Annotated in this window: 15 protein-coding genes and 2 tRNA genes; 6 read left to right on the forward strand and 11 right to left on the reverse strand. The window is 61.7% G+C overall.

Features of this window, described 5'->3' with window-relative positions; all coding sequences use genetic code 11:
• The first annotated feature begins 86 nt into the window (after window positions 1-86).
• The 3 genes from JL474_RS04070 (at window position 87) to JL474_RS04080 (ending at window position 1,821) form a co-directional block, all read left to right on the forward strand.
• Entirely contained in the window at window positions 87-446 is a 360-nt protein-coding gene (locus JL474_RS04070) for a hypothetical protein (RefSeq protein WP_123634490.1), read from the forward strand.
• Between the two features lie 14 nt (window positions 447-460).
• On the forward strand, window positions 461-904 hold the full coding sequence (locus tag JL474_RS04075) for a hypothetical protein (protein ID WP_203141016.1): 444 nt from the start codon (window positions 461-463) through the stop codon (window positions 902-904).
• Between the two features lie 71 nt (window positions 905-975).
• Window positions 976-1,821 carry an ion transporter gene (locus tag JL474_RS04080; protein ID WP_203141017.1) on the forward strand — a complete coding sequence of 282 codons (846 nt, stop codon included), beginning with the start codon at window positions 976-978 and terminating at the stop codon, window positions 1,819-1,821.
• 626 nt (window positions 1,822-2,447) lie between these two features.
• Here JL474_RS04080 and recD read toward each other — a convergent pair.
• The 3 genes from recD to recC are packed head-to-tail and all read right to left on the reverse strand — an operon-like array spanning window position 2,448 to window position 11,865.
• Window positions 2,448-4,622, reverse strand: coding sequence for an exodeoxyribonuclease V subunit alpha (gene recD / locus JL474_RS04085; protein ID WP_203141018.1), 2,175 nt, complete (start codon window positions 4,620-4,622; stop codon window positions 2,448-2,450).
• Window positions 4,619-8,356 (reverse strand): exodeoxyribonuclease V subunit beta, encoded by a 3,738-nt coding sequence (gene recB, locus JL474_RS04090; protein WP_203141019.1) that lies wholly within the window; start codon window positions 8,354-8,356, stop codon window positions 4,619-4,621. Before recB ends, recD begins: the two co-directional genes overlap by 4 nt.
• Window positions 8,353-11,865, reverse strand: coding sequence for an exodeoxyribonuclease V subunit gamma (recC, locus tag JL474_RS04095; RefSeq protein WP_203141020.1), 3,513 nt, complete (start codon window positions 11,863-11,865; stop codon window positions 8,353-8,355). Before recC ends, recB begins: the two co-directional genes overlap by 4 nt.
• A gap of 291 nt (window positions 11,866-12,156) precedes the next feature.
• Between recC and JL474_RS04100 the strand changes: the two genes are divergently transcribed.
• Entirely contained in the window at window positions 12,157-12,333 is a 177-nt protein-coding gene (locus JL474_RS04100) for a DUF1328 domain-containing protein (RefSeq protein WP_123634477.1), read from the forward strand.
• Between the two features lie 131 nt (window positions 12,334-12,464).
• Here JL474_RS04100 and JL474_RS04105 read toward each other — a convergent pair whose 3' ends face one another.
• From JL474_RS04105 to JL474_RS04140, 8 genes are all read right to left on the reverse strand, one after another.
• A complete protein-coding gene (locus tag JL474_RS04105) occupies window positions 12,465-13,772 on the reverse strand; it encodes a DUF3883 domain-containing protein (protein ID WP_203141021.1) in 1,308 nt (435 codons plus the stop codon).
• A complete protein-coding gene (locus JL474_RS04110) occupies window positions 13,769-14,164 on the reverse strand; it encodes an HIT family protein (RefSeq protein WP_203141022.1) in 396 nt (131 codons plus the stop codon). The genes JL474_RS04105 and JL474_RS04110 overlap by 4 nt, the downstream gene beginning before the upstream one ends.
• A gap of 349 nt (window positions 14,165-14,513) precedes the next feature.
• Window positions 14,514-14,587 (reverse strand) — tRNA-Cys (locus tag JL474_RS04115).
• Between the two features lie 88 nt (window positions 14,588-14,675).
• A tRNA-Gly gene (locus JL474_RS04120) sits at window positions 14,676-14,751 on the reverse strand.
• A gap of 132 nt (window positions 14,752-14,883) precedes the next feature.
• A complete protein-coding gene (pgsA, locus tag JL474_RS04125; protein ID WP_123634471.1) occupies window positions 14,884-15,438 on the reverse strand; it encodes a CDP-diacylglycerol--glycerol-3-phosphate 3-phosphatidyltransferase in 555 nt (184 codons plus the stop codon).
• A 5-nt stretch (window positions 15,439-15,443) separates the two neighbouring features.
• Window positions 15,444-17,294, reverse strand: coding sequence for an excinuclease ABC subunit UvrC (uvrC, locus tag JL474_RS04130; RefSeq protein WP_203141023.1), 1,851 nt, complete (start codon window positions 17,292-17,294; stop codon window positions 15,444-15,446).
• On the reverse strand, window positions 17,278-17,937 hold the full coding sequence (gene uvrY, locus JL474_RS04135; protein ID WP_123634469.1) for a UvrY/SirA/GacA family response regulator transcription factor: 660 nt from the start codon (window positions 17,935-17,937) through the stop codon (window positions 17,278-17,280). Before uvrY ends, uvrC begins: the two co-directional genes overlap by 17 nt.
• A 161-nt stretch (window positions 17,938-18,098) precedes the next feature.
• Window positions 18,099-18,380, reverse strand: coding sequence for a hypothetical protein (locus JL474_RS04140; protein WP_123634468.1), 282 nt, complete (start codon window positions 18,378-18,380; stop codon window positions 18,099-18,101).
• Between the two features lie 130 nt (window positions 18,381-18,510).
• Between JL474_RS04140 and JL474_RS04145 the strand changes: the two genes are divergently transcribed.
• Together JL474_RS04145 and JL474_RS04150 are read left to right on the forward strand one after the other, a co-directional pair.
• Window positions 18,511-19,224, forward strand: a complete 714-nt coding sequence (locus JL474_RS04145; protein WP_328797773.1) for an AzlC family ABC transporter permease — start codon at window positions 18,511-18,513, stop codon at window positions 19,222-19,224.
• Window positions 19,217-19,549, forward strand: a complete 333-nt coding sequence (locus JL474_RS04150; protein WP_123634466.1) for a branched-chain amino acid transporter permease — start codon at window positions 19,217-19,219, stop codon at window positions 19,547-19,549. Before JL474_RS04145 ends, JL474_RS04150 begins: the two co-directional genes overlap by 8 nt.
• Window positions 19,550-19,559: the final 10 nt, after the last annotated feature.

Here is a 19,559-nt window from a genome sequence, read left to right on the forward strand (position 1 = left end):
AATCGCAAGGCCGCTGACGTCCCTCACACTATGCGGGAAAGCCTCGCAGGCCAAGTGCCTGTAGGGACGACAACGATGAAACAACCATGGTAACAGGAGTTTCCAACGTGACGGTGTTCCTCGCCTTGTGCGTGATTGGCCTGCTCATCGCCGCGATTGTGCTGTATCGCCAGCTCAAGCGTCAGGGTGAAATGCTGGAGAGCGCCCTGTCCCGGATCGAATCTTTGAACGGTGGGCGCCGTAGCGAAGAACCGCAGATGGTATTGACCGTGCGGGTACTGGATCCGATCGCCGTGGCCAAGCGGGAGTCCCGGTCCGCGCGGATTGTGGCGGATCACCTGCCCAATATGGTCTGCCGCCGGGTTTACCAGCAGGTGATGCGTGAAGTCGGTGCTGAACTGGCAGAGCGCGGCGTCGAAGCCGAAATGAAGGTGGAATATCGCTAACGGAGAAGGTCACCATGCTCTGGATATTGCTGACCGGCACAGCCGCGACCGCCTTGTTAATGGGGCTGGCCTGGCAACGTGCGTCGCACATCAGTGAGCAGTTCAAGCGACTGGAAGCCTCGCTCGCCCGAGTCGAGAATGCCGTGCGTAAACGCGAATTCGAGCGCATCGAGGCCGACAACCGGCGCCTGATGCTGCAGGATTCCGTCGACGGCGGCACCGCGGCGATTGCCGTCCTGCACCGCATGCTGAGCGACACCACCTTCCAGGCCATCGATCGCCTCTCCGGCGACGACCGGATCCGTGAAAACAGCCTCCGCGCCCGGGAAATCCATGACGACGTCTCCACCCGGGTGTATCGCTCCATCCGCGTCGCCAATCGCCAGATCCACTCCCTGGCCGACGTCATCATCCGTCTGAACCGTCGGCGCCAAAAGAACAACGGCGATAAGGACTGAGAACGCTTCTCCTTTGGCGGGCAACTGAATAAAATCCGTCACTACCCTGTTTATTTCGGAGACTCCCCGCCATGTCGTACTCCACGGATGCCTCGTCCGTGCTGGGAAGCCTGCGTCGCATCGAATCGAGCAAGCTGTTCCAGACGTCGGTTATCGCCATCATCATCCTGTCTGCGCTCGCCATCGGCGCCAAGACCTATGACCTTCCCGAGGTGGTTGAACAGTCCATCCTCTTCCTGGACGGCGCGATTACCGTGTTCTTCCTGCTGGAGATCGTCTTCCGTTTCGCGGTGTATCCGGACAAGAAACGCTTCCTGCTGGACGGCTGGAACCTGTTCGACACCATTGTGGTGGTGGGCAGCCTGATCCCGCTCGATAATTCCGAAGCCGTGCTGCTGGGCCGGCTGCTCCGGGTCTTCCGGGTGTTGCGTCTGGTCTCGGTGATCCCGGAACTGCGCTTCCTGATCAACTCGTTACTCAAAGCAATTCCCCGCATGGGCTACATCGCCCTGCTGATGTTCATCATCTTCTACATCTACGCCGCGATGGGCTCGCTGTTCTTTGCGCCGATCAACGAGGACCTGTGGGGCGACGTGGCCGTGTCGCTGCTCACGCTGTTCCGCGTGGCGACGTTCGAAGACTGGACGGACGTGATGTACGAAACCATGTCCGAATATCCGCTGAGCTGGCTGTACTACATCACCTTCATCTTCCTGACAGCGTTCGTGTTCCTGAACATGATGATCGGTGTGATCCTGGAAGTGATGAGTGCCGAGCAGAACAGCCGCGAAGCCGAACAGGCCCACCGCGAACGGGACGACATGGCCCGCAAGCTGGATGAGGTGCAGCAGCAGTTGCAGGCTTTGACGGAGATGGTGAATCACCGGTTGCCGGTGCGGGACAGCGAGAATCGCTGATAGGTATGTCCCGGGCGTAAGGTTTTGCACGGGTATGTAGCCGACGCTTCAGCTTCGGAGGGCCCGGCAGGGCCCCGGGTTTATCGGCAGGCCTGCGGCCTGCTCAGAAGCTAAAGCGTCTGCTACATTAAAAACCACTTCCGCTTACCGATGACGTTTGTGTTCCTGCACATAACGATTGGCATGATTCGGGAAGCGATGACCGCGAGATGTCGCGCCCTGGTGTAGCCGACGCTTCAGCTTCGGAGGGCCCGGCAGGGCCCGGGTTTATCGGCAGGCCCACGGCCTGCTCAGAAGCTAAAGCGTCTGCTACATTAAAAACCACTTCCGCTTACCGATGACGGTTGTGTTCCGGCACATAACGATTGGCATGATTCGGGAAGCGATGACCGCGAGATGTCGCGTCCTAATGTAGCCGACGCTTTAGCTTCGGAGGGGCCGTCAGAATCGTAGGTTGGGCTGACGCAGAAAGCCCAACAGATCTGCCCAGCGAGACCCGATGCCACACCGCCTCCTTCCATTTACTCCGGATCGCCGTATCGGATTCAGAGGCAAACCTGGACGAATGCGAAGCCAGTGTTGTTGGGCTTCCTGCGTCAGCCCAACCTACCGGGGGACCATGATAACTACTCCTCCAAAGCCGCCCGCAACCCGGACGTCCGCGTCACCCCACGACTGATCGCATCCTGGAATACCCCCTCATCCGGCAACAACAGGCTGAACCAATGCCGCGCCCGGGTGATGCCGGTATAGACCAGCTCCCGGGTCAGTACCGGATTGCGCCGGTCCGGCAGGATCAGGCACGTGTGCACGAATTCCGAGCCCTGGGATTTGTGGACGGTCATGGCATAGACCGTTTCGACCGCGTGCAGGCGACTGGGCAGCACCCACTTGATCCGGCCGCTGCCATCGTTGGCTGGGAACGCCACACGCAGGACCTGCCGGTTTGAATCGCCCGCCTCACCGGTTACCGGAATAGACAGGGTGATCCCGATATCCCCGTTCATCAGGCCCACGCTGTAGTCGTTGCGGGTGACCAGCACCGGACGACCGGCGTACCAGCCCTCGGTCGCGCCGATCAGGCCACGGGACTGGAGCGCGCCAGCAATCAGCGTATTCAGCCCTTCCACGCCCAGCGGCCCACGCCGCAAGGCACACAGGACCTGGAACTGGTTGTGGGCTTTCAGCACCGCGTTCGCCCACTGATCCAGCTCGGTCTGGTCGGCGCCCGGCGCCGGAGCGGTGTGCTTCATCACCTGCAGGTAATGGGCGTAGCCCCGGGGCGATTCGATACCGTTGCCCCGTCCCTGCCCGGCCGCCGGGAAGGCTTCGGCTCCGCCGGAAATACAGTGCTCGGCGATGACCGAGTCGCTGTCTCGCGGCAATCTTCGGCGAGCGATGTCGGGATAGCCCTTCTCAAACAACTGCGACACGTCCGCCGGATTCACCGGGGTGTCGCCCGTGCCGGCCTGGTTTACGGCCCTGGCCAACTGGCCAATGCCGCTGTGTTCGTCAAAGCGATAGCTGCGCCGCAGCAGCGTGATGCTCTGGTCCAGTGCCGAACCGTCTTCGGCGGCGAACTGGCGATCAATCCGGCAACCAGTGATCGATTCCAACCATTCCAGCGTTGACTCGCGATAACCGCCCTCACCGGCCCGCTGGCACAAATCCCCCAGCACCGCGCCGGCGTCCACGGACGCCAGCTGGTCCTTGTCCCCGAGCAGGATGATCCGGGCGTTCTCGGGCAAGGCGTCGAGCACCTGGGCCATCATTTCCACGTCCACCATGGACGCCTCGTCCACGACCAGGACATCCACCAGCAGCGGATTGTGGCGATGATGCCGGAAGCGCCGCGATCCCGGGATACTGCCCATCAGCCGGTGCAGCGTGGTGACTTCGGTCAGGATCGCCTGGCGCAGGCGCTCCCCGTCGCCAAAGGCCGCCAGGTCCAGCTTGTCCACCGCGCCGGCGATGGACTCGTTGAGTCGCGCGGCGGCTTTACCGGTAGGCGCCGCCAGACGAATCACCAGCTCACGTTTCTCTTCCGGACGATTCATGGCCACGTGCTGCAACGCCGCCAGGAGTCGCACGACGGTGGTGGTCTTGCCCGTCCCCGGACCACCGGTGATCACACTGAAACCACCCCGGGCCGCATTGGCGCAGGCGACCCGCTGCCAGTCGGTGTCGCTCTCCGGCTTGGCGGCGCCAAACAGCCGGGTCAGGGCTTCTTTCAGTAACTGGGCTTCCTGGGAACCGAGCGTCTGGATCGGCGCCGCCTGGGCCAGCCGCTGCGCGATCTGATCGGCTATGGTCTGTTCATAGCGCCAGTAGCGGCGCAGGTAGAGCCGGAGGCCGTTCCGCACCAGGGGCTGGCTGGTTTGAGTCTCTGCGTCGGCACCGTTGGCCACCAACAGCGGGTGATTCAGGGCCCGATCCCATTCGTCCACCGACACGCCGAGCAGGACTTCCGACGGCAGCAGACGCTGCTCCGGCGCCTCCTCGTTTTCCGGCGGTAGCGACAGCAATGCGTCGTAGCCCTGGCGGTTCATGGTGGCCAGATCCAGGCAGACGTGCCCGCGACCCAGTTGATGGGACGCCAGTGCCACCGCCATCAGCAGCAGCGGGTCCGGCGCCTGCCCTGCTTTGACGGCTTCGTCGTGCAGCAGCGTGACCAGTGACAGGTCGAGCGCCCGCAACCATTCCAGATCCACCCACTGGCGCAGGATCGACAAGACGGTCTCCGCATCCTTCAGCGGCGCGTCGTCGAAGGCGAACATCTGTTGTGTGGTGTCGGTGGTCATGGTGCGTCGCTCGCTGTGCCCGTCACGGATTCGCCCCGGAACAGGCGATCCAGTGTGTCGATCAATTCCCGGTCCGGCCGCTCGCAGAACACGCCCCGGCTTTCGGCCTGGTTTCCGCGCAGGAAGAGGTAGACGGCGCCGCCGATGTGGCGGTCGTAATCGTAGTCCGGTAGCCGGGATCGCAGGAGGCGATGCAGGGCCAGCAGGTACAGGCAGTACTGCAGGTCGTAGCGGTGCCCGGCGATGACCTCGGCCAGCGCGTCCGGGTGGTAGTCCGCATCGTCCGGCCCGATGTAGTTCGACTTGTAGTCCGCCACGTAGTAGCGACCGTCCTGTTCGAACACCAGGTCGATAAAGCCCTTCAACATGCCATTGAGCTGGAGTGGCGACGCCACCGGCCGCTCCCGGCCGCCCAGGGTGTGGTGGCGAACGACCGCATCGAGCTTGCGCACGTCCAGGCTCTGGCTGGCAATCCAGAACTCCATCTCCGGGACCATGCGCGGCTCGTCCGCAAAACGCAGCGTCCCGGCGGTGCCATCCGGCTGAACCGGCAGCGGCAGGTCCGCCTGGATCAGGTCGGTCAGCCAATGGCCCAATGGCTGCGCCCAGGCGTCCCAGCCGCGGATGCTGCAGCGTCGGGCGAGCCATTCCTGCATCACCTCGGGTTCCGCCACAACCCGGGCGAAGCCAGTCTCTGCGGCCCATTCCAGCACGTCGTGCAGGAAGGTGCCGGGGCCGGCGCCGCGGTAGAACCGATGCAGTCGCCGCTCGTGGCTCGAGGGCGTGCGCAGGGGCTTGAGGGCCACCGCCGCAGGCGCCTCGCTTTCTTCGGACAGGCGTTCGGCGTCCGGCGTTTCGGGTTCGCGAGCATCGGCTGGAAGCCCGCTGCCCACCTCTGTCTCGGTATCAGGCTGCTGATAGCGAATCGCCGAGTAACTGGCGATCCACCAGTGCTCGCCCGCCTGGCGAACCGGCGTCAGGGCCGGTCCGGGCTGCCGCGCCGCCTCCGGCTCATACTGGGTATCGGACGCCTCGGGCTGTTCGACGACGGCAATGGCCTCGCAATCGCCGGCCAGCTGCTGGAGGCAGGCGGCCCAATCGGTCTCACCACTGTCGTCGAAGGCACCGAGCGATGCTAGCGCGCCCAGCGGTGTCTCCTTGCGCAGGAAAGGCGCGCCGACCCAGGTGGCGTAGCGGGCCCGGGTCAGGGCGACATAAAGTTTGCGGATGTCTTCCCCGAGGCGTTCCTCGTCGGCCGTGGCCACCGCATCACCGTCCGGATTGAACGACAGCTGTCGACGGCCCTCGGCGTCGTGCCAGCGAATCGGTGACTGCTTCGGGGTGACCGGACGGGCGCCGGAGGCAAACGGAAGGAACACCAGCGGGTATTCCAGCCCCTTGGATTTGTGGACGGTCACCACCTGGACCAGATCCGCGTCGCTTTCCAGCCGCACCTGACGGGTTTCCGCGTCTGCGCCGGGGTCGGCGATCATTTCCTCAAAGTGGCGGATCAGGGCCTGTTCGCCGTCGATGTGCTGGCTGGCCTGTTGCAGCAACTCGGCGATGTGCAGCACATCGGTCAGCGCCCGTTCACCGTTGGCCTGGCTCAGCAGGCGGGCGGCCACATCGAACGTCGACAGGATGCGGCGGATCATCGCCAGCACGCCCTTGTCGCGCCAGATCTGGCCCAATTCGCGGAAGCGCTCGATCTCCGACTCCCAGGCCAGTTCGTCCTGGCGCAGGTGATCCAGCGTGTTCCAATCGAGGTCCAGTGTGGCGGTGGCCAGGGCGGCGCGGACCGGGCGCTCCCGCTCCGGCTCGGCGCAGGCTTCCAGCCACAGCAGCACGTCCGCCGCCTGCTGCGTGTCCAGCACGGAAGCACGGTCCGACAGGTAAACGCTCTTCACGCCTCTCTCTGCCAGTTCGCCCCGCACGGCGTCGGCCTCGCGGCCGGTGTTCACCAGCACCGCGATATCGCCGGCCTTCAAGGCGTCCAGTTTTCCGTGGGCATCCCGAAAACCGGCTTCGCCCCGTCGGCCCAGATTCAGCAGCCGGACGATTTCACTGGCGGACGATGCGGCGATGCTTTCCACCGTCGCGTCCTTGGTGCCGGCTTCATCGCCGTACCACAACGTCAGCGCCGGCGGCGCCTCGTTCACCACTTCAAACCGCTCCTTCCGGCCCTGGGCTTCGACGGCATGGAATGGCAACGGGTTGACCCCATCGCTGCGCCGAAAGCGGAACGCGCCCTTGCCGGAGGCGGATTCGCCCTGCAGGAAGATCTGGTTGCTGGCCGTCACCATCGCTTCAGCCGAACGGAAGTTACGGGCCAGCGTGTAGTGGCGCCCGGCCGTGGCGTTCCTGGCCTTGAGGTAGGTGTGGATGTCCGCGCCCCGGAACGCGTAGATGGCCTGCTTGGGGTCGCCGATCATGAAGAAACCGGTTTCCGGCCGGTCGTCGGGCACCCGGTACACGGCGTCGAAAATCCGGTACTGGATCGGGTCGGTGTCCTGGAATTCGTCCACCAGCGCCAGCGGGAACTGCTGCCGGATGGCCTGGGCCAGTCGTTCGCCGCCCTCGCCTTGCAACGCGCTGTCGAGCCGGGTCAGCAGGTCATCGAAGCCCATCTCGGCACGGCGTTGCTTTTCCTGTTCCAGACGCACCCGGCACCAGCCCGCGGCCTGGCGAATCAGGATCTCCCGTGGGATCTCCCGTTCGCGTTCAGCCGCCAGGTCGTCCACCGCCTTAACCAGGGCGGCGTCGGTCGGCGGCGCGCCCTTTTTCCAGCATTCGCTGACGCCGTCGGAAGTCAGTCGCTCCCACAGTTTGTCGCTCACCGAGGGCAAGGCCACGCCGTCGGTCTGCGACCACTCCAGCAGCCCGTTCAGCCAGCCTTCGAGCCAGTCGGCGCGCAGCTTGCGGCCATCCACTTCCTTGGCGGCCTTGGCCCGCTCAAAGCGTTCCCGGAAATCGGCGACGGCCTCAGGGATGGCGGGCCGCAAACGGTCGAACAGCGCCACCCGCTCGGCCATGGCCGGCTCGATCAGCGACTGGGGATCGGTCAGTTCGTCATTGGACTCCATATCCGGACTGTTCACCAGCGGGCGGATGGCGTCGTGCAGCGCGTCCGGCGAAGCAATCGCCTGCAGGTAGGTCTCCACGGCGCTTTCCGACAGCGGATTGACGAAAGTGCGCCAGTAGTCACGCACGACTTCCGCCTGCAGCTCGGAATGGTCGGTTTCCAGGGTCTGGTGAAACAGGCCGCCGCTGTCGAAGGCGTGCTCCCGCAGCATGCGGTAACACCAGCCGTGGATGGTGTGCACGGCCGCTTCGTCCATGGATTCCGCCGCCAGTTCCAGCAGGCGCGCATTGGCGGCCCAGCTCTCATCCGGGCAGGTATTGCGCAGGCGTTTGAGCGGGTCGGTTTCGTTATCGCGCTGGTTGGCATCGATCGATGCCGGATCCGACCGGAACAGGTCGGCCGCTTCCGCCAGGCGCGCCCGGATACGGTCCCGCAGTTCCTTGGTGGCCGCTTCGGTGAAGGTGACCACCAGGATATCCCTTGGCGTCAGCCCGTGGGCGTTGTCGGCGATGGGCTCGTGGCCGAGGATCGCTCGCACGTAGAGCAGCGCAATGGTGAAGGTCTTGCCCGTGCCGGCGCTGGCCTCGATCAGCCGGCTGCCGTGCAGCGGAAAGGTGATGGGGTCCAATCGGCGGTTGTCGGTATCGCTCATGCCTTGTCCTCTCCGCCGGGTTGATCCGCTTCGTTGTGTACGTTGGCCCAGATGGGCCGGTACAGGCGGTCGGTCAGCGCCGCAAACCGGCCGGTCGCCCGAAGGCTGTCAAAATCGGGATACAACCGTTGCAGGTAGGGGCTCTCCTCCACTTCACCGCTTCGTTTGAACTGGGGCTCATAGGCGCCCTGGGCCGCGCGGAGCATGCCCTCCTCCCCTTTTTTCTCGACGGACAGCCAGGCGAAGGCCGTCTTGGGCGCGACCGGGAACGGGCTCAGCAATGCGTACAGCCAGGCGTGCATCAGATCTTCCAGGGCACTCTCTGCCCGGATTCGATCCAGGGGACTGAAGGCCACATCGCCGGCCTGGCTCAACACGTGGGTGGTCACCGGCGCCGCCACAGCGTTGGCCGCCAGGTGCTGGACCCAGGGCCGAAGCAATTGGTGCCAGCGATAGCGGCGATCCGGCGTCGTGATGTTGCTGCTGCTCAGGATGATCTGGAGGGCTCGCCCGTCGTCAGCGAAGCGCAGATCCCGGACCCAGTCTTCCAGCACCAGGTGGTGATCGCCCCGTTCTATGCTGATGCGCACGGGCCTCAGCGACTCCACCTGCGGAGCGGACGCCAGCAATTCTCGATAGCGGCCGTACAGCTCGGGCAAAGGCGCGATGGCCTGACGCACCTGGAGTGAAGCGAGTCCCTCCGCCAGTGCCAGTTCCCCTCGCCCGACGGCCCGATGGGCGGCCTGCAGCAGCTTGCCGGTGAGCTGATCCGGGTCGGTTTCGTGCTGGAGCACGTCCTGCACGAGATGGTCGGTGAGCTGCCAGCGGCCGAGGCCATCCAGCACGATGGGTTCCTCGTCCTCGCTGTCCTGCGAGGCGCGCTCAAAATAGACGCCCAATCGCTGCTGGAAGAACACCGCCGACGGCTGGCGCAGGAAGCGAGCCAGTTCGGTCAGGCCCAGCGGTTGCTCGAAGACGGTTTCCGGGAGGTTTTCCGGCCAGACGTGTGCATCGGCACCCTCCTCCTGATCGCCTTCCAGCGCCGCCCGCCATTCCTTGGCAAACGTAAACAGCGGCGAATCCTCATCCGGCGACGGGAAATAGCGGGTGCTGAAGGGCTGCAACGGATGCAGCGTGGTCAACGTCTTCGTTACGGGATCGTCGCCCTCCGCGGGGCGACGGACCCGGTCGATATGATCGCGCAACTGGGCGATCAGCACCGACGGCGGCCGCTCGCTGTTGTCGTGAATGCTGCGCCCGACCCAGGACACGTAGAACTGGTCCCGCGCCGACAGGAAGGCTTCCAGGAACAGGAAGCGGTCGTCCTCCCGCCGGGAGCGATCGCCGGGTCGGTAATCCCGCGCCATCAGGTCGAAATCCATGGGCGGCTGGGTGCGCGGGTAGTCGCCGTCGTTCATGCCCAACAGGCATACCCGCCGGAACGGGATCGCCCGCATGGGCAGCAGCGTGGCGAAGTTCACCTTGCCCGCCAGGAAGCGTTGGCTGAGGCCACCCTGGTCCAGTCGCTCCAGCAGTACGTCGCGCACCACATGCAGCGGCAGCGGATCGTCCAGCCCGGCCTGCTCGCAGGCATCGAACCATTGGTCCAGCGCCGCTTCCAGCTGGCTGAACAGCAGCACGTCCTCGCCCTCGGGTTCGCCAAAGAAGTCCCGCAGCAGCTGATGCAACACGGCGACCCACTCCGCCGGCGCCCGGGATTCGCTCAGCCATTCCCAGTATTGCTGCAGCTGGCGAACGAAGGCGTCGAGCTGCCCGGCCAGACGGCTTTCCAGCCCGCCCACTTCGTCGTAGGGCTCGATGGCTTGCCACGGCTCCCCTTCCCCCGTGGCGTAGCCCAGCAGCATACGGCGAAGACCAAACAGCCAGGTGTTGCGGAACAGATCCGGCGGCAATTCCAGGGAGGCGCGATGGCGATCGTCCAGGCCCCAGCGGATATTGGCGCCCCGAATCCAGTCGTGCAGCTGGGGTAGATCGTCTTCGGTCAGGCCGAAACGGTCGCGCAATAGCGGCACGTCCAGCAGATCGAGCACATCGCTGACCGCGAGACGGGATTCCGGCAGCGACATCAACGCCTCCAGGGCCGCGACAACCGGCGATTGGTGACGCTGGCCCTGGTCCGAGATGGTGTACGGAATGTAGCGGTCGTCCTCCGGATCCAGCTGGCCAAACACGGCTTCCACGTGGGGCGTGTAGGCGTTGATGTCCGGCACCATGACGATGATGTCCTGGGGCTGCAGTTTCGGATCGGCGCTGAAGGCGGCCAGCAGCTGATCGTGCAGGATTTCCACTTCCCGCAACGGACTGTGGGCGGCGTGGAACACCAGCGACCGATCGGCGCGATCGGCCTCTGTCGCCTGGCGTTCGCTTTCATGCACCGGATTCAGGTTGAGGATGTCGTTCTGCAAATCCTGCAGCAGTGAGCGGCCGTCACTTTCCCGGAACAGGTCAACGCGGTCCAGCCAGTGGGCGTAGCTCTCCGGCACATCGTAGTGGTCCAGCAGGCGAATATAATCGCGCCCCTGCTTGCCCCACGCGGCCAGCAGCGGATTGGCGTGCAGGTGCAGGTTGTGGTCGTCCAGTTGAACGGGCATGCCCGGCTTGCGGGCCCGGCGCTGGCGTTCGGCCCGCAGCAGATCCTTGTCCTCGATAATATCCGCCCAGTGGTACTGGCAGGGATTGTGGACGCACAGGATGACCTGGCAGCAGCGGCCCAGCGCGCTTAACACGTCGAGCGTTTGCTGAGGCAAAGACGACAGGCCGAAAACCACCACCCGCCGCGGCAGATGAGCCGGTCGACTACCGCCATCAAGTTTGGCCGCGGCTTCCAGGAAACGAGTGTGGACCTCGGCGCGGCTGGTATTCGCGCCGCTGCCTTCGATATCGGCGATCAGGGCCCGCCACAGCGCTGGCTGCCAGAGCTGTTCGGCCGGTACGGCGCGCTCCTCGGAACCGCGGACATGCAACACATCCTGACCGTCAGCCCAGCTTTCCAGCCAGTCCGCCCGGTAGACCTGGTATTGGTCGAACAGGTCCGCCACCCGCTCGGCCAGTTGGTAGCGACGCCGGGCTTCCTGACCGCCACTGAGGAAACGCGCCAGGGGTTCGTAGCCGGGTTGAGTCACCAGTTCCGGAATCAGGCGCATCAGGCGCCAGGTCATGCGGTCCTTGTCGAACGGCGATTGTTCGGGAACGGCGTCTTCCCCGAGAACGGTCCGGTAAACCTGCCAGAGGAAGCGCGAAGGCAGCAGGAACTGCATGGCAGCGGCGATGCCATTGCCCGGCAGCGTCGGGTCGTCCTCGTCCCGGGCCAGCGCCAGCTTGAGCCACTGGGCGATGCCGTTGGAGTGAACCAGGAAGACGTCGTTCTCGAGCGGATCCAGCGGAAACGTGCGAATGAGTTCCACCGTCACCGCACGCAGATCTTCCAGCTTGTTGGCATGAATGACCTGAAAACCGGTCGGTAGCGCTGGCCTGTCTACTGCTCGCATTCTGGTTCCCTGGAAGGCTTTTTTCCGATGATACCGACCCGAACCGCCGGTGTCCGGGTTGACGGGCTATTTTTGGAAAACCGCCAGATTAACACAAGCTGAATAAACCATAATAAAGAAAATTTACGCTTTATATTCAGCAGCTTGCCGATTCTTTTCAAGGCGAACAAGACAGCGCTGATTTGCCCTAAACCGATGCCTGTGCAACGTTGGAAGACACGTACGGAAAGTCTGCTGGATCGCCGGCATCGACAGTCGCCGGCAGGAAGGCTCCAAAAAGGAGGATTCGTTATGTTGTATTGGGCACTGGTCTGTCTGGTCATCGCCATCATCGCCGGCGTGCTGGGCTTCGGCGGCATCGCGGGTACCGCAGCCGGGTTTGCGAAGATTCTGTTCTTTATTTTCCTGGTGCTGCTCGTGGTTTCGGTACTTGCCAACGTCTTTCGTGGCCGGGGACCGCGTCCATGACGTGACATAGCGAGTCTGGCCGGCTCCTGTTAGGGCAACCTAGAGGAGTCGGCCGCCTCTGTGACACGGTTTGTCGGGTTTGAGTTCATCATGCAGCGCTGGGAGCATTTAAGGGGTCAACTAGCCTGACGTTAAAACCGCGCTCGGTAGTTCTGGGGCAACAACTGCACATGCTGTTCAATTGCGCCAGGCAAGATGAAAAACTTCGGAGCTGTTGTGAATTCGTAAACTCGATATAGGCGGAATGCATCTGAAAAGTCATTGGAAAATGCCCGCTCGTTCTCGCTAATAAAAAACGGCAAATACTTCCCTGAGTTCGTCGCCTTAACCTCCAAAAAGCGCTCTTGATCACAGGAAGCATCAAAAGAACGAATGTCATACCCCAACCCATCGCCCCGTTTTTCACTAGACCATTCGACGTCTGCGGCTAAGTCGGGCCGACCTTCTGCGATAAGACGCTGCTTTTCCATTCGAAGAACGAATTTCTCAGCCCTCTCTCCCAACTGGCGATTTCGGCGCTCACGTTCCGAGAAATCAATACGTTTCGCCAGATAGCTAGGCTTGCTGTCGGCCACATGTGGAATGCGCTCTGGCGGTTCTGGATCGAACACCGCATCCCAGCCGCGATCATAATATTCCGGCTCATCGGCGACCTTGTCGGCAACGAGGTTTACTTCATCAATCACATTCTGATGGCCGGCAAGATAAGATAAAACGACTTGTTTGAGCTGTTGCTGATAGTTGAAAGCCGGTTTATAGCCGGGGATGTAGGGCAGCCCCAACTCCAATAAAACAGCACTGACATTCTGGTGTTTGTATTCGATCGATCCGTCGGAGCGATTATTCAAGCGCGGCTGCAACGCCCTGCGGTGTGCCGCTTTGCTGTATGCCGCACCAACGAGGTGTTTCTCCAGCATCGTCACGTAATCATTGACCAGAAACTCACACTCAAGCCAGTCCCAGCCGCCGCGTTGTGGTTGAATAAGGTCACGAATCAATTTCTCATCAAGGCTCATCAGCAGCGCTGATCTCAAAAGCTCGCGGGCAATTCGGTTACCCAGCAGTTCGAACAGCTCGTCATCCAGAAACGCATGATCGATGCAGGCATCGATGACGCCCTGCGATGTTGCCGTTGTCAGTTGTTGATATTGGGCTTGCTGACCTGGTCTGACTTTTAGATGCCAAAACCCTTCGCTCCGAAGATGGAAGAACGGTAGGTGGGGATTGTTCCGATCCGAAGGCGAAGCCAGTGCCTGAAAACGCTCGGTGAAACGGAGCTTAAGAGTATCGTTAAAACAGAAACGATTATTCGTGACCTCACCTGATTCAACCAGATCGATAACAGCCTGCAGCATGGCCACTTTGTGCGGGCTCTTATTAGCGCCGCCGCTGTTCACTCGAAGCGTTGAAAAACGCTTCTCGTAATCAAGCAAACTCACCGACCACTCCAGTAATCGGCCTTCTCAGGGATGACCCATCGCACGCCGCCACGAGGATCTTGCTGGTCGCCCGCATATCTCGGAATCAGGTGACAATGCATGTGCAAAACCGTCTGCCCTGCCGCCGTTCCACAATTCATACCAATATTGTAGCCATCGGGTTGGTAACGCTCTTCAAGCCACTGCTTGCCTTGCTCGACCAGCTCCATGATGGCTTGTTGTTCAGCAGCGGTAAGATCAAACCAATCGACGGCATGGCGATTCGGTACGATCAGCAAGTGGCCCTGGGCAACCGGAAAGCCATCCAGGCGGATATGAGCCAATTCATTGTATGGCAAAGACAGAGGTTCCAAGTTTTGAGTGACTGCGCAAAACGGACAGCTACCTTTCATCACAAACTCCCGGCCGCCACACAACTGCATTAGCGAATGCTACATGTCCGCCTGAAACATATGAATATCTTAAAGATATATCAGAAAACTCACGACTACTTTGTAGATGCAATTCGACAAAGGCTGCTGAATTTCCAAGAGAATAGCTCATGAGTGAAGCAGTCGTCGGTGGGTACACGCATGTGACCTGAATGACTGGTAGAGAGAACCTATTAAAGAAACAACTTAGGAGGTTAAGCTTGAGACCCTTAGTTAACAGTATATAAATGCAGGTTTTTCAACATATTTTCGCATCGACAAAGTGCGAAATTAACGAGGCATGTACATGACTGAAGGGTATAGAGAAAATTGGAGGCGCGGGTCGGAATCGAACCGGCGTACACGGAGTTGCAGTCCGCTGCATAACCACTCTGCCACCGCGCCGGGGAAAGCCTTGGAAACGGGCTTTTGCTCTCAGGAGGCATTGAGAGACTTGGATTGTGATTTCCAACCGGCGGAACCGGAGAGAAATTGGAGCGGGAAACGAGATTCGAACTCGCGACCCCAACCTTGGCAAGGTTGTGCTCTACCAACTGAGCTATTCCCGCCCTACTTCGTTGCAATGAATCGCTGTCATCGCTGAAGTGGCGCATATATTAATGGATCAGCCCGGGGTGTCAACCCTTTTTTTGATTCAGCCGTTCACCCTAACTGATTGATTATTCTTTAAACAGAACCTTTTACTCCCCTGCTTTGGGGAACAGATCCGGCCAGGCCGCCTTCAGGTAAAGGTACATGGACCACAGGGTCAGGATCGCGGCGACGTACAGCAGCACCTTGCCGAGAATGGCGCCTACCGTGCCGATCGGGAACGCCAGCAGCATGATGATGGACACCATCTGGGCGGTGGTCTTGATCTTGCCAATGTAGGACACCGCCACGCTGGCGCGTTTGCCCATTTCCGCCATCCATTCCCGTAAGGCCGAGATCACGATCTCGCGGCCGATGATGATGCTTGCGGGGATCGTCATCAACATGGAATGGTGCTCGTCCACCAGAACCGTCAGCGCGATGGCTACCATCAACTTGTCGGCGACCGGATCGAGGAAAGCACCAAACGGCGTGCTCTGGTTCAGGCGCCGGGCCAGGTAGCCATCGAGCCAGTCGGTGGCGCCGGCCAGGGCGAAAATGGCCGCGCTGGTCAGGAAGTGCCACTCGAATGGCAGATAAAAGATCACGACGAAGACCGGGATCATCACAATCCGCGACACCGTCAGTATGTTGGGTAGATTCATTCGCCCTACTCGTTGTGAAGTGCTGCGTAAATCGATTCGGCCAGCCCGCGGCTGATGCCCCGGACTTTGGCAATCTCCGTGACACTGGCCTTCTTGATCTCCTGGATGCCACCGAAATAACGGATCAGCTCCCGCCGGCGTTTCGCACCCACGCCCTCGATGCCTTCCAGCGTCGACTGCCGGCGCTTCTTGTCCCGCCGTGCGCGGTGGCCGGTGATGGCAAACCGGTGCGATTCGTCGCGAATGTGCTGGATCAGATGCAACGCCGGTGAATCGGAGGGTACCCGGAACGTGGCGTCCGTCAAGGCATCGATCAATTGTTCCATGCCGGCTTTACGGGTGACGCCTTTGGCCACGCCGATCAGCGTAATGTCCGAAAGACCCAGTTGTTCGAACACATCCCGGGCCACATTGAGCTGCCCTTTCCCGCCATCGACAAACACCAGATCCGGCCGTTTGCCCTCGCCGGACTTGATGCGGGTGTAGCGCCGCGTCAGGACCTGGCGCATGGCACCGTAGTCGTCACCCCCGGTCACGCCCTCGATGTTGTACAGGCGGTAGTCGCTCTTGAGCGGCCCGTTTTCGTCGAACACCACGCAGGACGCCACCGTATTCTCGCCGTGACTGTGGCTGATATCAAAGCATTCCATGCGCGACGGCGTTTCCTTGAGCTCAAGCAGGTCCCGCAACGCCAGCAGACGGCGATAGACCGTTTCCTTGCTGGCCAGGTGCGTCAGCAGGGTCTGCTGGGCGTTGGTGGCGGCCAGGTCCAGCCAGCGCCGGCGTTCGCCGCGAACATTCTTGCGAATGCGTACCTCGCGTCCGGCCGCTTCCGTGAGCGCCTGCGACAGGACGTCCTGCTCCTCGACATCCACCGGCACCAGCACCTCGCGAGGAAACTCGCGCTGGGCATCGCCGCCGAAATAGAACTGCCCCAGGAAGGCGCTCAGCAGTTCGGCGTCGGATTGCTCCAGCGAGAACCGGGGGAAATAATCCTTGGTGCCGAGTACGCGCCCGCCCCTTACGAGAATCACCACGACGCACACCACGCCCGCGTCCTGCGCCATGGCGATCACATCGGCATCGCCGCCGCTGGCTTCGATGGACTGCTGCTCCTGGACGTGACGCAGGTGGTTCACCTGGTCGCGATAGATGGCTGCTTTCTCGAACTCCAGGGCCTGACTGGCGGTTTCCATGGACTGCATCAGGTCGTCGAGGATGGCCGGGTTCTTGCCCTCCAGGAACATGGTGGCGTGGCGGATGTCGTCGGCGTAGTCCTCGGGCGAGATATAGCCCACGCACGGTGCCGTGCAGCGGTTGATCTGGTACTGCAGGCACGGGCGCGACCGGTTATTGAAATAACTGTCAGAACAGTTTCTTATGCGGAATATCTTCTGCAGCACATTAAGGCTTTCGCGCACCGCGCCAGAGCTGGGATACGGCCCGAACCAGCTGCCCTTGGCGCGCCGGGTGCGACCCCGGCGGAACGTCAGCGAGGGGTATTTGTCGTGGCCCGAGAGATAGATGTAGGGATAGGACTTGTCGTCCCGGAGCAGGATGTTATACGGCGGCCGCAGGGACTTGATGAGGTTCTGTTCCAGCAGCAAGGCCTCGGTTTCGCTGCCGGTGATGGTCACCTCGACCTGGGCGATACGGCTGACCAGGGCCTCTGTCTTGGCGGACAGCCCGCTCTTGCGGAAGTAGCTGCTGACGCGGTTCTTGAGGTTACGGGCCTTACCGACGTACAGCACCTCACCGGCCGTATCCAGCATCCGGTAGACGCCGGGACGTTCGGTGAGTCGCTTGAGAAAGGTCTTGCTGTCGAATTCGTGGGCCGTGTCAGACTTTGTCGGCATCAAGCAACCCGAGTCTGACGGCCATCAGGGCAAGCTCCACATCGCTGGAAATATCCAGCTTCTCGAATATGCGATAACGGTAGCTGTTGACCGTTTTGGGGCTGAGGCAGAGCTTGTCGGAGATGTCCTGCACTTTCTGGCAATCCACCACCATCATGGCGATTTGCAGTTCGCGCTCGGACAGCTTGTCGAAGATGGACAGCTTGTCGTCGTCCGGGCTGTCGCCGCCCAGCTGCTTGAGCGCCATTTTCTGGGCGATTTCCGGGCTGATGTAACGCTGGCCGGTGTGTGCCATGCGGATGGCTCGGACCATCTCCTTGATATCGGCGCTTTTGGTGATGTAGGCGGACGCGCCGGCCTGCATGACCCGGGTTGGGTAGGGATCGTCGGCGCAGGCAGTCACCACAATCACGCGCACCGAGTCTTCGATACGCAGGATTCGCCGTGTGGCTTCCAGTCCGCCGATGCCGGGCATCCGGATGTCCATCAACACAATATCGGGGACATCCTTGCGGACGAAGTCGACGGCCTCCTCACCGGACGCGGCCTGACCAATCACCTCGATATCCGTGTTATCTGCCAGCATCCGCGTGATGCCTGATCGAACCAGCTCGTGGTCGTCTACAACCAGGACCCTGATCAAAATCCACCCCGCACTTTATTCGCTATTCTTGATGAGCCAAACCGGTTGGCTGTTACCGCGCCCCGCTGACCGGACGTGGCCGTATGCCGAACTGGAGCCTTTTGGCGGCTCCTCGCAGAATTGTATCGTCTAAGGGGCTTGCGGGATACCCGTCAAACCAACTAATTCCGCATAGCGGACCCGGGGCCATTGCCCTGTTTCGGGCCCAGTCCGGCGGTGTTCTCGACAGGATTGAACCACACCACCAGATCCCCCTGCTTGACCGCTGTCATGACCCGGGCCTTTTCAGCCATCGGTGATTCCGTGTCGTTAACGCCGTGATAGCGGGTGCAGTACTCCTCGACCAGGCCTTCAAGCTGGTCGTCCGACAGCAGTTCGGTGTCCACGATGAAAGGCTCCTGCCGGGGATCGGCTTCCGGGGATTTCTCGGTGTCGTCAGTCATGGCGAAGCGTGCCTCTGGTGGCGGGGTTGAAAAGGGAGCGGAACGGTACAGATCCGGCGTGGACTGTACCTTACCAGAACAGTCCGATTCATTTACTATCGGCGCCCGGTTTTATAGAAGGCATTGTCCGGTGACAGATCGTTCCGTTTTCAAACTCACGCTTCCCATCCTGTTTGGCTACATTCCGTTGGGCATGGCCTTTGGCGTGCTGTTCGTGACCCAGCTCGACTACCCCTGGTGGGGCGCCACCCTGATGTCCCTGGCCATCTACGCCGGAGCCGGCCAGATTCTCGCCGTGAGCCTGCTGGCCGCCCATGCCGGTCTGCTGGAAGTGTTTGTGGCCCTGTTTGTCCTCAACGCCCGCCACCTGTTTTACGGCCTGTCTTTACTCGGCCGCTTCCGGGGCGCGCGCTGGCGCAAGGGCTACCTGATTTTCGGCCTGACGGACGAGACCTATTCCCTGCTGACCAGCCGCGACCGGACGGGCGATACCGCGGCCGAGCAGCGTCGGGACGTGCTGATCACCCTGTACAACCAGTCTTACTGGGTGATCGGCTCGACGCTGGGCGCCTGGTCGGGACGCGCGGTGAGTTTCGACAGCACCGGCATCGAATTCGCGCTGGTGGCGCTGTTCATCGTGTTGACCATCGAGCAGTACAAGGTGCTGGGGCAAATGCTGCCGATCTGGATCGGTGCGGCCGCGGCGGGCCTGAGCCTGGCCCTGCTTCCCGCGGATCAGCAGCTGATCGGCGCGGTGGTCCTCGCCACCCTGACGCTGCTGACGCACTATCGTTTCCATCGCCCGGCCGAAACCACAGGCTCACAGGAGCGCAGCCATGGATGATATGACCTACCTCCTGGCCTTTATCGCCGTCGGAACGCTTGCGACGTTTGCCACACGAGTGATTCCCTTCGCCTTTTTCTCGAGACACAGCGAGCATCCGCTGATCCAGCATCTGGGCCGATTCCTGCCGGCGGCGGTCATGTCCCTGCTGGTGGTGATTTTCCTGCTGCGCTCGGGCCACTGGTCGGCGCCGGTGCTGGGAGCGGATGCGCTGGTACCCAGTCTGATTGTGGTGGGGCTGCACCTGTGGCGCCGCAACGCCCTGCTCTCGATTATTGCGGGCACGGCCTGCTATATGGCGATCCAGCAGGCCGGTTTGAGCTGATATCCGGCAA

It is taken from the genome of Marinobacter mangrovi (genome assembly GCF_016798325.1).
Classification (GTDB): Bacteria; Pseudomonadota; Gammaproteobacteria; order Pseudomonadales; family Oleiphilaceae; genus Marinobacter_A; species Marinobacter_A mangrovi.

Excerpts from the sequence above, each read along its gene's own strand:
- JL474_RS04150 (WP_123634466.1), top strand. The coding sequence starts at position 19,217 with ATGGATGATATGACCTACCTCCTGGCCTTTATCGCCGTCGGAACGCTT.
- recD (WP_203141018.1), bottom strand. The coding sequence starts at position 4,622 with ATGACCACCGACACCACACAACAGATGTTCGCCTTCGACGACGCGCCG.
- recB (WP_203141019.1), bottom strand. The coding sequence starts at position 8,356 with ATGAGCGATACCGACAACCGCCGATTGGACCCCATCACCTTTCCGCTG.
- JL474_RS04100 (WP_123634477.1), top strand. The coding sequence starts at position 12,157 with ATGTTGTATTGGGCACTGGTCTGTCTGGTCATCGCCATCATCGCCGGC.
- JL474_RS04070 (WP_123634490.1), top strand. The coding sequence starts at position 87 with ATGGTAACAGGAGTTTCCAACGTGACGGTGTTCCTCGCCTTGTGCGTG.
- recC (WP_203141020.1), bottom strand. The coding sequence starts at position 11,865 with ATGCGAGCAGTAGACAGGCCAGCGCTACCGACCGGTTTTCAGGTCATT.
- JL474_RS04110 (WP_203141022.1), bottom strand. The coding sequence starts at position 14,164 with ATGAAAGGTAGCTGTCCGTTTTGCGCAGTCACTCAAAACTTGGAACCT.
- uvrC (WP_203141023.1), bottom strand. The coding sequence starts at position 17,294 with ATGCCGACAAAGTCTGACACGGCCCACGAATTCGACAGCAAGACCTTT.
- JL474_RS04075 (WP_203141016.1), top strand. The coding sequence starts at position 461 with ATGCTCTGGATATTGCTGACCGGCACAGCCGCGACCGCCTTGTTAATG.
- JL474_RS04080 (WP_203141017.1), top strand. The coding sequence starts at position 976 with ATGTCGTACTCCACGGATGCCTCGTCCGTGCTGGGAAGCCTGCGTCGC.
- pgsA (WP_123634471.1), bottom strand. The coding sequence starts at position 15,438 with ATGAATCTACCCAACATACTGACGGTGTCGCGGATTGTGATGATCCCG.
- JL474_RS04140 (WP_123634468.1), bottom strand. The coding sequence starts at position 18,380 with ATGACTGACGACACCGAGAAATCCCCGGAAGCCGATCCCCGGCAGGAG.